Raw genomic sequence first — 13,533 nt, 5'->3', positions numbered from 1 at the left:
CTAGTGGTTCATACTGGAATGATTCATTCCAGGCATGTTGTGCGATTCAGTTTTTTGCTGCGTATTTTGCGAAGTCTCATTAGAAGACTTGTCACCTGCAGGCGCAGGAGGTTTCTCCATCACATAGTCCATATCGTGACCATGGCCATATTTGGCAACGATCTCTTCAAACATACCTTCTGGGAATGCAGAATACGTAAACTTATCTGTCACGCCAGGCTTGCGAAGTTCTTCATAATCTGCCTTCGTCATAGCTGGAGTCGTACTTTTTACTTCTTTGACCCAGTTATCGAACTCTTCTTTCGGTTTTGCCACTACATTAAACTGCATTTTGGCGAAGCCTTCACCAGAGAAATTGGAGCTAAATCCAGCGAATGTACCTGGTTCATCTGCTTGCAGATACAGCTCGGTAGCCATTCCCGCCATCGCATAAATCTGTCCACCCAATTCTGGAACCCAGAAAGAGTTCATCGGTGCATCAGCAGATACCTGGAAGCGAATCGGTACGCCTGCTGGAATCTCCAGATGGTTAACAGTTGCGATATTTTGTTCTGGATACGTAAACATCCATTTCCAGTCCAAAGCCGTAACCTGAATGGTCATAGGGGCAACTTCTTTATTCGGGTTCTCTTTTAACAAATAAATATCACGGACAGTAAAGTAACCCAGCAATGCAACGATAACGATAGGAATAATCCACCAAATTACCTCTAGGGTTGTACTGTGTGCCCACTCCGGCTTATAACTTGCTTTATTGCCCGGTGTATCCCGATAGCGGTATACAATGAAAGCGGTAAGCGCAATAACCGGAATGATAATGACAGCGACCAATATCGTGGAAATAACAATGAGATTGTACTGCGTTTCTGCTACAGGTCCTTTTGGATTCAAGACGAGGTATTCGCTACCACAGCCTGTAAGCAGAACGGTGCCCAACACTGCCAAGATCCAAAACTGGATATGTCTCAGCATTTTTCCTCCGCTCATTCTCCTAATCCCTCCTAGTCACAAACAACGAGCATGTAATACTTTGATAGCGCAGTTCTTTTTAGGTGAACTTCGCCTCACATATGTCGATAGTGCAGTCACTCTCTATGGAGAAGTCTCGAACGAGGTTTTGGAAAACCTTCTTTCTTTAATGTGCATTCACACTTTTCGAGAGTTCCTCACAATAGAGGTTTTTTAACACAAGTGAACTTCACTATTAACCGCATATACATACTATCAGAGTCAGCGAGCTTTTGTACTCGTTTTTAACGACGTTCAATATTTCGTAGCTTTTCTGTTACAAAGTGTTCACATAGCATTCACGAGTTGATCATATTCTTGTTAGGATTCTCCTCTTATGAATTCCACCACCCATTTTTGGTCATCTCGCCCAATCCTGAATGTCAAGTTCCTTTTCACTTTTAATAAAAAAACCAAAAAAACGCCAGCGCATTTGGCTGACGGAAAAATTCCGTATAAATAAAAAAACCTCTCATTATAATGAAGAAAATGAGAGGTTCTCTAAGGGATTGCTTTTATCTTGTTAGGCGTCATTTCTTTTTAGTGTCATCAAGCGAAACACCGTGCTCATAATGAAGATATTCATGCCAGCGATCAAAAATCCGATCGACACCATCAACGGCAAGTTCTGCGATCTGAAATCGCTTGCAGTGAATGCCATAATAACAGCACCTACAACTAATACTGTCCAAGCCATCCATCTTAATACATCTGCTGCTTTTCGATCGTTATTCATAACACAAAACCCCTATCGCTATAGATTTTTTGCGTGACCGTTTTTGTTTGATGCTCTTATTGTAACATATTATTCACTTGTTGTTCATAATTTGTTCAAATTTTTATAAAAAATTTGTCAAAACTTTTTTCATAAACCTATTGGCTATCGCATTGTTGCATTTTTACTTTGTGTCACAAATGTGAAAGCGTTATTGTTATAATGAATGAAGTAAACGGTTTCATACATTCATAACATCTTGATCTGTCATCGAAGGTGGTTTGCCCATGGTTCATACACCCAAAAAAGCCCGCATCAGCCTCTTGACCCAAATGGTTCTGCTCATTTCCATCGTTGTACTGATCAGTATGGGGATAGGAACTGCCTTATTTTCCTTCATATTAGATGACATTTTGGATCGTTATATTGGACAGCAAGCCATGACGGTCGCCAAGCTATCTGCCATGGACGAACGCATCATCGCAGCCTTCGAGACCGATACTCCTTCCAAGACGATTCAACCGATAGCCGAAACCATACGAATCGAAACGGGCGCCAGCTATGTCGTGATTGGAAACAAGGATGGAATTCGGTACTCTCACTACGACCCAAAGCAGATTGGACTACCGATGGGAACCAGCAATGACCCTGTCTTTTTAGAAAACCGCTCGGTCATTTATCGGGGGACAGGCATTTCAGGTCCAGCCATCAAAGCGAAAACACCGATCGTCAACAAGAACGGCGAAACAATCGGCGTCTCCTCTGTCGGCTATGTCATGAGTGATGTAGAGAAAAAGGTCGCGGAATACAAGGAAAGGGCCGTCGCCTTATCCTTGGTGCTGTTGGTTATCGGAATTATTGGCGCTATTATCATTGCCAGACGAGTCAAGCGATTGATCTTTGGTCTGGAGCCAGAAGAAATCTCATTTTTGTTTACGGAAAAAGCAGCTATTCTTGAATCGATCCGCGATGCTACGGTAGCAGTCGATATGCAAGGGCGTGTCGTCTCGATGAATAAACGTGCACGTGCCCTCCTCCAAGAGGATTTGACCATAGGAAAATCGATCGCTAGCCCGCAATTGCGCGACATCATTCATTCTGTCAATCGAAATACACAAGAAATGAACTACAAGATCTTGCTGGGGCACGAAATTTTTATAACCGACTACTCTCCTATTTTGAGTAATAACGAAATCAGAGGCGTGGTCTTCACATTTCGTCCAGAGTCTGAGATCGAGCAGCTCACTGAAGAAATTACGAAGATCAGTTCCTTTTCGGACAATATGCGGTCACAAAATCACGAATATTTAAATCGTTTGAACACCATCTATGGTCTACTCAAGCTAAAGGAGTACGACAAAGCAATCGAACTCATCACCGATGAAGTAAAGGAACGGCAGGATATTCTCGCCTTCATCATGAGCTCAGTAAAAGAGCCCTTCATCGCAGCTTGCCTGCTAGGGAAAATCAATCGCTCCAAAGAACTGAAGGTTTTGCTCGAAATTGATCAGGACAGCTATTTGGGTAATGTACCTGACAGCTTGGATACAAAGGTATTGGTCACGATTCTCGGCAATTTGATCGACAACGCGATGGAAGCTGCACTCGAATACAAAGGCTCTGACGCAATGGTTCACGTATCCTTTACTGATTTAGGTGGCGATATCATTTTTGACATCGAAGACAATGGGCACGGGGTATCAAAAGAATTGGAGCCTCACATCTTTGAAAGCGGTGTCACTACAAAAGCAGGTGAAAATCGCGGACTCGGTTTGGCCATTGTGAAAAACGCCATCGAGCTGTTAGAGGGGCAAATATCACTCGGGAGAAGTGACTTTGGTGGAGCGCGTTTCACCGTCGTTGTCCCCAAGAAATGGGACAAAGCAAGAACAGAGGAGGCAACCCACGATGTCTGAGAAACCCATTACCGTCATGATCGTGGAAGATGACGAAATTGCAGCTAGAATCTATGAACAATTCACAAGTAAACTGGAAGGATTCCAGATTATTGCCACGGCCACGACTGGAAAACAGGCATTGGAGATGCTTCACGTCGTTACGCCAGATGTGCTGCTTTTGGACATTTATTTGCCGGATATGAATGGGATTGACCTGTTGCGTGAAGTACGGAAGCATTTTCGCGGGATTGATGTCGTCATGATCACAGCTGCAAACGATGTGGAGACCGTCCGTGAAGCGATTCGTGGCGGGGCATACAGCTACATCATCAAACCGATTATGATCGATAAATTCATGTCTACCTTGGAGCAATATGCCAATACGAGACGCCAGTTGCAGCAGCATACAACCATTGATCAAACAGCAGTGGACAAGCTGTTTACGAAAGCCGCACACACTCCTGCTACCAAAACCGTAGAGACTGTCGCCACTCTCCCGAAAGGCATCGACAAGCTGACATTAAAGCTGATCCGGGACAAGATGAAGGAGACCACCCAAAGCATGAATGCCGATGATCTCGCTGCACTGGCTGGCATGAGCCATTCGACCGTGCGCAGATACCTCGAATTTCTCGTCTCTATTAATGAAGTGATGGTCGAGACGTTCTATGGAACCGTCGGACGTCCGGAAAGAAAATACCGCTGGGTGCCGCAAAAAACGGCCAAATAATGCCTGATGGCAAAAAGAAGGGAAGCTTCATTTATGAACCTGAAGCTTCCCTTTTTCTTTTGTGGCTACCGGTTGTGTCGTACCTGGACTCTTTCCCCGAAACACTGTGATGATAACAACAGCTGCGATGATCATGACAGCAGCAATCAAGGTTTGGCCCGTCAATTGTTCATCAGCGATCAGCCAGCCTAAAAATACCGCGACAATCGGGTTCACATAGGCGTACGTGGAAACCAGTGAAGGCTCTGCATTTTTCAAAAGCCAAATGTACGCCGTGTAGGCGACAATGGAACCGAATCCAACTAAATAGCCAAAGGCAACCCATGAACGTAAGGAAATCTCCGATACATGTAGCTTCGTCCAATCGTCGAGAAACAGCGACGCGATCCCCAGCAAAATTCCTCCGATGATCATTTGCAAGGCGGTCGCCATCACTGGTGATGCCGGGAGCTTCGCATTGCGCGAATACAACGATCCCACTGACCAGCAGATCGAGGCAAACAGGAGCGCCAGGATTCCGATGGTATCAATCCCTTGATTACCTGTGCCCTCGGGATGGACAACCAGCACAGCGATCCCTGCCAAACCAAAAAGAATTCCTCCCAGGACGCCAACCGTCGGCTTCTGCTTGCTGCCACCGATCCAGTTGAAGACGAGAATCCATAATGGAACTGTAGCGATTAACAAGGAAGCGATTGCTGACGGTACTTTAAGCTGTGCCCATGCGACAACCCCGTTGCCTCCCAGAAGCAATAACGCCCCAACAATTCCTGCCCCTCTCCATTCTACAGCACTGGGCAGCTCTGCTCCCTTCCAACGTCCGATCAGGAATAGGACCAATCCTGCCAGAAAAAATCGCGCCCCTGCCATAATAAAGGGAGGCATCGATTCTATGGCGATCTTCATTCCGAGATAAGTGCCTCCCCAAAACAGGTAGACCGCTAGCAACGCAATCGTAACGACAAATAATTTCGAGTCTTTTTTTCCTGTCATTGTGTTTCCACCTTGGTTTTCAAATTTCTTTCCATCCATCCTCGTAAATCGTCGACAAGACGAAGGTCGTAGAGGTTTCCAGTATTTCGTCAAACTGGACCATTTCATCGATCAAATTGGTGATATCTTCTGGTGCCGTCGCACGTACTTTTAGCATCATACACCACTCTCCCGCGAGCCGCTGGCATTCGATAATGGTCACGTTCGGTACCTGAACGTTCACAATCTTCGCTGTGATTTCCTTGAAGTTTTGACATCTTGCTTTGACAAAGATCAATACCTTCAGCTTTTGCTCTAATTTTCTCCAGTCAATGATGCCACGGTAACCCTTGATAACGCCATTCTTTTCGAGCTTGGCAACCCGTTGGTGGACAGCTGGTCGCGAGATGTGCAGCAGCTTGCTGATTTCCTCGTGAGATATCCTTCCGTTTTCCTCGAGCAATCGAACAATTCTCAGGTCAACCGCATCCATCACATACCTCCTGTTGTAATAGTAGCATATTCATCCTTCATATAGACCATTTGTACTCTATATTGACCGCATTCGAACGAAAAGTAAATAGAGAGCAACATATCACAAATATAATGCCAAAAACCGTCGTGAAAACTCCCTTATCATGACGAATCGTTACTTAGGTACCCATACAAAAAAGAACAAGCCCCCGCTTAATTGTAAGCGGGGACCAGCTTAGAAGCATCATCCTAATCATTCTAGCTTTTCAAACAAAGCCATCCATTCATCTACTTGGATGGAAACGACTTGCTCGCCCTCTTTTTCTACTGCAAAGTAGGCTTGGATTTCTTTATCAGCACTTGTAATATGCGCGGTAACTTGCTCAACCTGCTCCTCAGACTCTGTCGTACGTCTGACCCAAGTCGCATACGGGAACGTCTTTTTACGGATGCGCGAATGGCTCTCCACCAGCCCCTCTTGCTCCATCCATGTTAACCATTCGGAGCGTGAGTAGCTTCGTACATGACTGTGATCCCGAAGTTTTTCCAGCGTATTCACAAATCGATCGAGCTTTTCATCCTCTGCTGCGATATTGTCGATCAGCACGAATTTTCCACCTGGCTTCAGGACACGGGCCACTTCTTTTACAAACGCCTCTGGGTTGGGGAAGTGATGAGCCGCGATTCTGCACCCGACTGCATCAAAGGACTCGCTCAAAAACGGAAGTGCTTCCGCGTCCGCAACCACATAAAAGACATTGCTTGCGTGAGACTTCAGATGGTTTCGCGCCGCTGCAAGCATCGGCTGTGTCAAATCAGTCGCAAGGACTTGACCAACATGTGGAGCCATTGCCTTGGTAAGATGACCGCCACCCGTTGCTACATCGAGAAACACCCAATCAGGCGACGGACTCAGCCAAGGTGTCAAGAGAGCGAGATCCTCTCCCGTAGCGTGCGTCTGGCTATTCACATATTTTTCAGCATTCGCTCCGAACTGCTGTTTGACTTCTTCTTTGATTTTTTTGTCATCGCGCATGAGAATGGCCCTCCTCTATTCTTCGTTCACGATTACTTTTTTCCCTCTCATTTTCATGATCAAGGGAACGGTGATCCACAGAAACGCAATGATCAGAAACACCAGCGATACTGGCTTTTCAATAAAGATAGAGAAATCGCCATTGGACGTCGTCAAAGCACGTCTCAAGTTGTTTTCAATCATTGGGCCCAAAACCAATCCCAGAACGAGTGGAGCCATTGGGAAATCGTTTTTCGCCAAGAAGTAACCCACGAGTCCACAGAGGAGCAGCAAGACCAGATCAAATACCGAGACTCGTACTGCGTACACTCCGAACACGGAAATAGCAACGATCATCGGGATCAAATATTTAGGCGGTGTCTCAATTAGCTTCGCAAACACTTTTACGAGCGGCATGTTGAGGATCAAGAGCATGACGTTACCGATGAACATACTAGCGATCAAGCCCCAAGCGATATCCGGATGATCTTCAAACAAGAGTGGGCCTGGCTGCACGTTGTACATAATCAGTGCCCCCATCAATACCGCTGTCGTCCCTGTTCCCGGAATCCCCAAGGTCAGAAGCGGAATCATCGCCCCGCCAGATGCTGCGTTATTCGCCGACTCTGGAGCCGCTACCCCAGCGATTGCCCCTTTGCCGAATTTTTCAGGCGTTTTACTGATCTTCTTTTCCAATAAATAGGCGAGGAAGGATGCCAGTGTTGCACCAGAACCAGGAACGATTCCTTTAAAGAATCCAACCAGCGATCCGCGGAGAATCGGTCCAGCACTTTCCTTCAAGTCTTGCTTGGTCGGTAAAATTCGGGAGATTTTGGCGATCTCCCCCTCATTGATATCACGTTCGAGGATCGTCTTGAACACTTCCCCGAGTGCAAATACCCCTACGGCGATCGTTAAAAATTCCAAACCGGAATATAGCTCGGGCATTTCAAAGGTAAAACGCGCCACGCCGGATACATTGTCCAACCCGATCGTCGCGATCAATAAGCCAAAAACCGTCATCATCAATGCTTTGGTCACGGACTTGCCTGCCAGCCCGCTCAGTGCACACAACCCCAAGATCATCAGCGAAAACTCATCTGCCGGACTGAGCTTGAGTGCTACTTCAGAGAGTGGCTCTGCCAAAAATACCAGACCGATAAGCGAGACAAGCCCTGCAAAAAACGAACCAATTGCAGCGATGGAGAGAGCGACTCCCGCTCTTCCCTGCTTAGCCATTGGGTATCCGTCCAGTACGGTAACCACGGAAGATGACTCACCAGGTGTGTTTAACAAAATCGAAGTGGTAGAGCCGCCGTACATCGCTCCGTAGTAAACCCCTGCCAGCAAAATAATGGCACTGGTCGCCGCTGCTTCTGGCGGCAGTCCACTCGTCAACGACGCTGTCACCGGAATCAACAAGGCCACGCCACTGATTGGTCCAATCCCTGGCAATACCCCGACTACAGTCCCGATCAAGACGCCGACAAACGCAAAGATGATATTTTGCCATTGCAGGGCAGTGGCAAATCCGTTCAGCAAATAGTCAATCGCACCCATTTCATCCACCTCCTACAAGCCTAACCATGTTGGCAAACCGGGCAATGTGCCATCGAGAACTTCCACGTACAACAAGTAGACACCGAATGAAAACGCTCCGGAAATGAGCACGCTGTTGAGCCATTTCCCTTTCTGCATCGTCTGAAATCCAACTAAAAGGAAAAGGAAGGTGCTGATCACATAGCCGATTTCCTCCAAAAGCAATACGTAGAATAATGCCGCTACAAGAATGATGAGGAACCGTTTGTAATCGAGCTTTTGCCTCTCTTTTTCGCCCTCTTGCTTGTATTTGAACGTCTCATAAAATAATCGCAGGCTGAGCAGGACCAGAAGACTTCCGAGTCCCATCGGAAAAATGTTTGGTCCGACATTGCTGCCGTAAGCACTCGCGGAGATGTTTTGGCTCCCAACCACAAATGCTACGCCCAACACGAGAAAAATCAGACTGGCGAAGCGGTCAAATGTTTTGCTCACCTATGTTCCCTCCTGTTCATACAAGATTCCAGAATGAAGGAGGAGAAGGATCGCTCCTTCTCCATCCCCCATCAAACCTTTTTATTTCGCCATTCCGAGCAAGCCCAGGATTTCCTTGAACATTTTTTCTTGCTCAGCCAGGTAGCTCTTGAAGTCTGCACCGCTTTTGTATCCATCGTCCCAGCCGTTTGCTTCCAGCTCTGCTTTCCACTCTGGAGTCTCTGTCATCGCTTTCAATTTTTGCTCCCAGTAAGCAACAGCATCTGGCGCCATTTCTTTTGGTCCGAATACACCGCGCCAGTTGATCAGCTCCGTGTCATAACCGGATTCTTTGTAGGTCGGGGTGTCCTTGAACATACCTTTCAAGCGCTCAGGGGAAGAAACACCCAGGATTCTTACTTTGCCGGATTTCAAGTATTCACCCGAACCGGATACATCCGTTGCCAGTACGTCAGCATTGCCACCTAAGAGTGATGCGATCGCTTCGCCTCCGCCATCGTAGGAGATGTATTTCACTGATTTCGGATCAATTCCCGCTTTTACAGCTGGCATCAAAAAGGTCAAGTGATCAAGCGAGCCAGGAGCAGAACCGCCTGCAACCGTTACTTTGGTTGGATCTGCTTTGATTGTATCCATTAACGATTTCAGATCCTTGTATGGAGAATCGGCTGCTACTACGATTGCGCCGTAATCTTTCGTCAATTGTGCCAATGGGGTCATATCATTGTAGGAATGCGGGCTGTTCCCTTCTTTTTTCACATTGTTGATAACGATTGGTGTAGAGGGAAGCAAGAGCTTATAGTTGTTTTTCTTATCCTTCGTCACGAAGTCAGCCAAGCCTACTGCCTGTCCGCCACCTGGCTTGTTTTCGACGGAGATCGTCTTGTCCACCAGCTTGGTTGCTGACATCACCTTTGCGAGGGAGCGCGCTGTTTTATCCAAACCGCCGCCTGCACCCGACGGAGCGATTACCGAGATTGGTTTTTCCGGATAGGTAGAAGCTCCTCCAGAGGATGCTGTCTGCCCACCGCTGCCTCCACAGGCTGCGAGGCTAAGTGCCAGTGCTGTAGTGAGGAGTACTCCGGTCCATTTCTTTACTTTTTTCATTTTATTAACCCCCTCGATTGTTAGCGTTTTCAATTAAGTTAAAGAGATCATAGCATTGGATGAAAACGCTTCCTAGTTTGTTCAGATTATTTGGATAAACTCCATATTTATGATTTTTTTCATTTTTTTCACGCCAAAAAGACCTGCCGTTCCGATCAGGGAACGTACAGGTCTTGCAATCAATTCGACTGTAAAACAGCTTCAGGCGCTGGTCTCCTTTGGCTGTTTTATCCTGCTGTGGCGGTTCGCCCACGCACGAGCACCGAAGGAAAATAGAGTAAGGACAAGAACCACACGAAACAAATGAAACGCCGTCACCAAGAGCGGATCGGCTCCTGTCGCCAAGGCAGTCAAGCTCATCTCGGCGAGTCCACCTGGCACTGTAGCCAGAATCGACGTCACGATATCGGTAGCGGTCACGTAAGAAATGCCGATGGCAAGCGCAATCACCATGACGAACAAGAACAGGGAATGCATCAGGCCGAACAGAAAGAATCGGCGGTTTTTGGCGATGTCCTCTCGTTTGAAGCCAAGACCGATGCTGACCCCGATGAATATTTGCGCCACTTGGACCAAGGTGCTTGGCAACACAGGAGCCTCTCCCACAAGGGATGTATTCATCGAAATCAAAGCGGTCACGAGTAAGGCACCTAGCAGGAACGGGGCAGGTATATAACAACGTGACGCAATCAGCGCTCCAATGACACCAGCCACTAGGATCATTACTGTTTGTCCAAGCCCCAGCATGTGTTCGGTAGTAGCCATCTGTATCGCAGCATGGGTAGGTAGAAATGTCACAAGATAGGGAGTACAAAGCACGACGCTGATCGCACGGATTGAGTGAAAAATCGTGATGACTTGTTGATTTCCTCCCGCCGTTTGCCCGACTGATACCATTTCCGATAATCCGCCGGGAATATTGCTGAAGATCGCCGTTATTCCGTCCACTCGGCAAACTTTATAAAATACCCAAGCGTTCACCAAACTGATCAAGATCGTCAAAATCGTAGTCACGAGCATCAATCCGATGTGCCCCGTCATCGTCTCCACGATTTCAGGTGTCATACGTAGTCCAAGGGTGATCCCGATCACAGTCAATCCAGCTTGACGAAACCAACGGGGAATCCACAGATTTTTGACCCCAATCATATTGCAAACAACTGTCGTGACCAGCGCTCCGAGCAGCCAAGGAAGTGGGCTGTGGATGGTAGCAAACAGCCAGCCTCCCAGTGATCCGAGCAGCAATGTAAACAGAATACGTAGCAGCATAAGCGTTCCCTCTCCTACTTTCTGACGTTGTACGAAGCTTCTAAGGTGGGGGTACACCTAGTGTAAAACAATTGTTCTCGCAGCAAAAATACAAAATGGTTATCGTTGGCGATTCCTTGAATGAATAACAACACGGTCATGACCGTGTTCCCCTCTCTTCGGGGGACAAAAGTGTTGACCACAAGCGGTCGCATCCACTTTTATGAAAAACGTCGAGACGTTTTTCATAGAAAAAAAACTGCTGGCTCCACAGATTCGGAGAGTTCCCAGCAGTTCCTTTTTCCTTGCTTAATCGATGAATGGTATCTCACCCTGCTCCATGAAGCCCACAAATGCCTTAACCATTTGCAATTCCATCGAGTCAGCATGATAAAACATCCAGGTACTTCGCTTGATCGGCTCCCCTTCTGCTGTAGTCAGCTCAATCATGTGCAGATCGTCTTTGCCATTCAGCACGCCTCGTGGAAGTATGGCGTACCCCAAACCGTTTGCTACCATTTCACTGCATGTATCTGCCTTGTCGACCTCCATGCCAATCAGCGGTGGTTGGGAAAATCGTTCGGTCCACCAGTTGTCCACTAATGCACGCAGCATCGGATCTGTCTCATAGTCGATTCGCGGCAGGGTGGGCAGATCATCGATATGAATAGGTTCCGTGGAAACGACATAGACCGATTCCTCGAACAGCAAATGCTTTTGGTCGGACCAGTTGTAGCTTCCCCGGACGAAGCCTACGTGCACGTCCTGATTGTACACGGACTTGTACACGTCTTTGCTCCATCCGGTCATCACCTTGTACTCGACGTTTGGATAGGCTTCCTTGAACTTTTTCAAGATCATCGGGAGCTTGTACCGTGCAAAATAGTTGGAAACCCCCAGCCGGAGTGTACCATTGACCTCGTCTCCCATGTTCAAGACATGCTCCTTGATATTGCGCAGTCTGAGGAGCATTTCATCCGCGCATTTGGCCAAATACTCGCCTTGAGGAGTGAAATGAACACCTCTACTCCCCCGTTGCACAATCTGTACGCCAAATTCTTTTTCAATCTGCCGCAGTCTTTTGGTCAGTGCAGGCTGGGACAAATACAAGCTTTCGGCTGTTTTGGTGATGTTTTGTTCCTGGTACAAGGTTTGGAGAATGTACCAATCGCGATATTCCATAGCTAAAGTGTCTCCGCATGATTATTTGTCACTTCTTTATTTAACACATTTTTCTCCTTCCGTTTCAAATAGTTTCCAATCACAATCACCAAAAGTGCCAATGCTACCGGCAAAATCATATGCAACGACGGCATTACCCCATCCAGGAAGCTGCCAACCGCTTTGTCTCCAACAATCATTTCTCCTGCTGTATATCCGAGCAAAGCCGCCCCCAACAATACGATGATAGGAAAGCGGTTCATCAACTTCATCAGCAGCTGGCTTCCCCAAATGATGAGCGGGATGCTGATTGCAAGACCGATGATGACCAAAACCAGATTCCCGTTCGCTGCTCCGGCTACGGCAATGACATTGTCCAGACTCATAATCAGATCGGCAAAAATAATGGTTTTGAGTGCCTCAACAAAACTCGATCCGCCACCAATATGACTGTCCTCTTCTTCACCTTTTAACAGCTTGACCGCAATCCAGATGAGCAAAAGTCCCCCGACGACTTGGACAAACGGAATATTCAACAGCCAAATGGCAATGAAAGTAAGGATGATCCGCAGTCCGATAGCACCGAAGCTCCCCCAAAAAGTGGCTTTCTTCTGTAGCTCTGGATTCAGGTTGCGACAGGCAAGAGCAATAACGACTGCATTGTCTCCGCTCAGGACCAGGTTGATCATAATGATTTGTAGTAAGCTAAGTAAGTATTCTGTCATGATGTCTCCCTCCAAAATTACTGATACTGACAATAATAGACCTATCTTTTTGTTAGTGCAGTATTATTTCTATTATTTGCATATATTTTTTTTGAAAGCGCTTGTCTGGAAATAGAAAAAACCTGTCTTCGGGACAGGCTACTTCTTGTATCCATACACAGAATAATCCGCCCGCACTTTTCGAATTGCTAGCCAAACCGGCAATCCCCTCGCTACCCAACGCAGAGCAGACATTATATTTTGTTCATTTTCAAACTGCTCGACAATGATGACGGTCTTTTCATTGATGTACGTCTGTAGCTCATCCCAGCCCATTGCCGAATAGCGGTCATTTCCGTACGTTTTCAACGCCAAAAAGTCTTCACGTTTCGGGTCCTTTAGCTGGAGGAGATGTTGTATGGCTCTCGCGCATTCGGGATGAATGGTATTATTCATGATGTCATGCC

The 13,533-nt window shown here is 46.9% G+C and carries 14 protein-coding genes; 2 read left to right on the top strand and 12 right to left on the bottom strand.

The features are described from left to right. Together qoxA and ACFYU8_RS23320 are read right to left on the bottom strand one after the other, a co-directional pair. Entirely contained in the window at window positions 1–987 is a 987-nt protein-coding gene (qoxA, locus tag ACFYU8_RS23325) for a cytochrome aa3 quinol oxidase subunit II (RefSeq protein WP_390304275.1), read from the bottom strand. A gap of 544 nt (window positions 988–1,531) precedes the next feature. Continuing rightward, window positions 1,532–1,744: a hypothetical protein gene (locus ACFYU8_RS23320; protein WP_106841408.1), complete on the bottom strand. Its 213-nt coding sequence runs from the start codon at window positions 1,742–1,744 to the stop codon at window positions 1,532–1,534. A gap of 266 nt (window positions 1,745–2,010) precedes the next feature. Here ACFYU8_RS23320 and ACFYU8_RS23315 point away from each other — a divergent pair, with 266 nt between their 5' ends. Then, window positions 2,011–3,639, top strand: coding sequence for an ATP-binding protein (locus ACFYU8_RS23315; protein WP_390304273.1), 1,629 nt, complete (start codon window positions 2,011–2,013; stop codon window positions 3,637–3,639). Beyond that, on the top strand, window positions 3,632–4,351 hold the full coding sequence (locus tag ACFYU8_RS23310; protein WP_390304271.1) for a response regulator: 720 nt from the start codon (window positions 3,632–3,634) through the stop codon (window positions 4,349–4,351). The genes ACFYU8_RS23315 and ACFYU8_RS23310 overlap by 8 nt, the downstream gene beginning before the upstream one ends. A gap of 27 nt (window positions 4,352–4,378) precedes the next feature. Here ACFYU8_RS23310 and ACFYU8_RS23305 read toward each other — a convergent pair whose 3' ends face one another. From ACFYU8_RS23305 to ACFYU8_RS23260, 10 genes are all read right to left on the bottom strand, one after another. Continuing rightward, window positions 4,379–5,344 (bottom strand): EamA family transporter, encoded by a 966-nt coding sequence (locus tag ACFYU8_RS23305; protein WP_390304269.1) that lies wholly within the window; start codon window positions 5,342–5,344, stop codon window positions 4,379–4,381. 19 nt (window positions 5,345–5,363) lie between these two features. Next, on the bottom strand, window positions 5,364–5,816 hold the full coding sequence (locus tag ACFYU8_RS23300) for an Lrp/AsnC family transcriptional regulator (RefSeq protein ID WP_390304267.1): 453 nt from the start codon (window positions 5,814–5,816) through the stop codon (window positions 5,364–5,366). 234 nt (window positions 5,817–6,050) lie between these two features. Beyond that, window positions 6,051–6,833 carry a class I SAM-dependent methyltransferase gene (locus ACFYU8_RS23295; protein WP_390304266.1) on the bottom strand — a complete coding sequence of 261 codons (783 nt, stop codon included), beginning with the start codon at window positions 6,831–6,833 and terminating at the stop codon, window positions 6,051–6,053. A gap of 15 nt (window positions 6,834–6,848) precedes the next feature. After that, a complete protein-coding gene (locus tag ACFYU8_RS23290; protein WP_390304265.1) occupies window positions 6,849–8,372 on the bottom strand; it encodes a tripartite tricarboxylate transporter permease in 1,524 nt (507 codons plus the stop codon). 12 nt (window positions 8,373–8,384) lie between these two features. Further along, window positions 8,385–8,846, bottom strand: coding sequence for a tripartite tricarboxylate transporter TctB family protein (locus ACFYU8_RS23285; protein WP_390304263.1), 462 nt, complete (start codon window positions 8,844–8,846; stop codon window positions 8,385–8,387). Window positions 8,847–8,927: 81 nt separating this feature from the next. Continuing rightward, entirely contained in the window at window positions 8,928–9,953 is a 1,026-nt protein-coding gene (locus ACFYU8_RS23280; protein WP_390304261.1) for a tripartite tricarboxylate transporter substrate binding protein, read from the bottom strand. A 201-nt stretch (window positions 9,954–10,154) separates the two neighbouring features. Beyond that, window positions 10,155–11,222 carry an AbrB family transcriptional regulator gene (locus tag ACFYU8_RS23275; RefSeq protein ID WP_390304259.1) on the bottom strand — a complete coding sequence of 356 codons (1,068 nt, stop codon included), beginning with the start codon at window positions 11,220–11,222 and terminating at the stop codon, window positions 10,155–10,157. A 288-nt stretch (window positions 11,223–11,510) separates the two neighbouring features. Then, window positions 11,511–12,383 carry a LysR family transcriptional regulator gene (locus ACFYU8_RS23270; protein ID WP_390304257.1) on the bottom strand — a complete coding sequence of 291 codons (873 nt, stop codon included), beginning with the start codon at window positions 12,381–12,383 and terminating at the stop codon, window positions 11,511–11,513. Window positions 12,384–12,385: 2 nt separating this feature from the next. Continuing rightward, on the bottom strand, window positions 12,386–13,087 hold the full coding sequence (locus tag ACFYU8_RS23265) for a TerC family protein (RefSeq protein WP_390304256.1): 702 nt from the start codon (window positions 13,085–13,087) through the stop codon (window positions 12,386–12,388). A 138-nt stretch (window positions 13,088–13,225) separates the two neighbouring features. Continuing rightward, window positions 13,226–13,522 carry a hypothetical protein gene (locus ACFYU8_RS23260; RefSeq protein WP_390304254.1) on the bottom strand — a complete coding sequence of 99 codons (297 nt, stop codon included), beginning with the start codon at window positions 13,520–13,522 and terminating at the stop codon, window positions 13,226–13,228. Between the last annotated feature and the right edge of the window lie 11 nt (window positions 13,523–13,533).

The organism is Brevibacillus sp. NPDC003359, from assembly GCF_042878995.1.
GTDB lineage: Bacteria > Bacillota > Bacilli > Brevibacillales > Brevibacillaceae > Brevibacillus.
The sequence above is the reverse complement of the archived record's forward strand: the minus strand, read 5'-3'. Positions and strand labels throughout refer to the sequence as shown.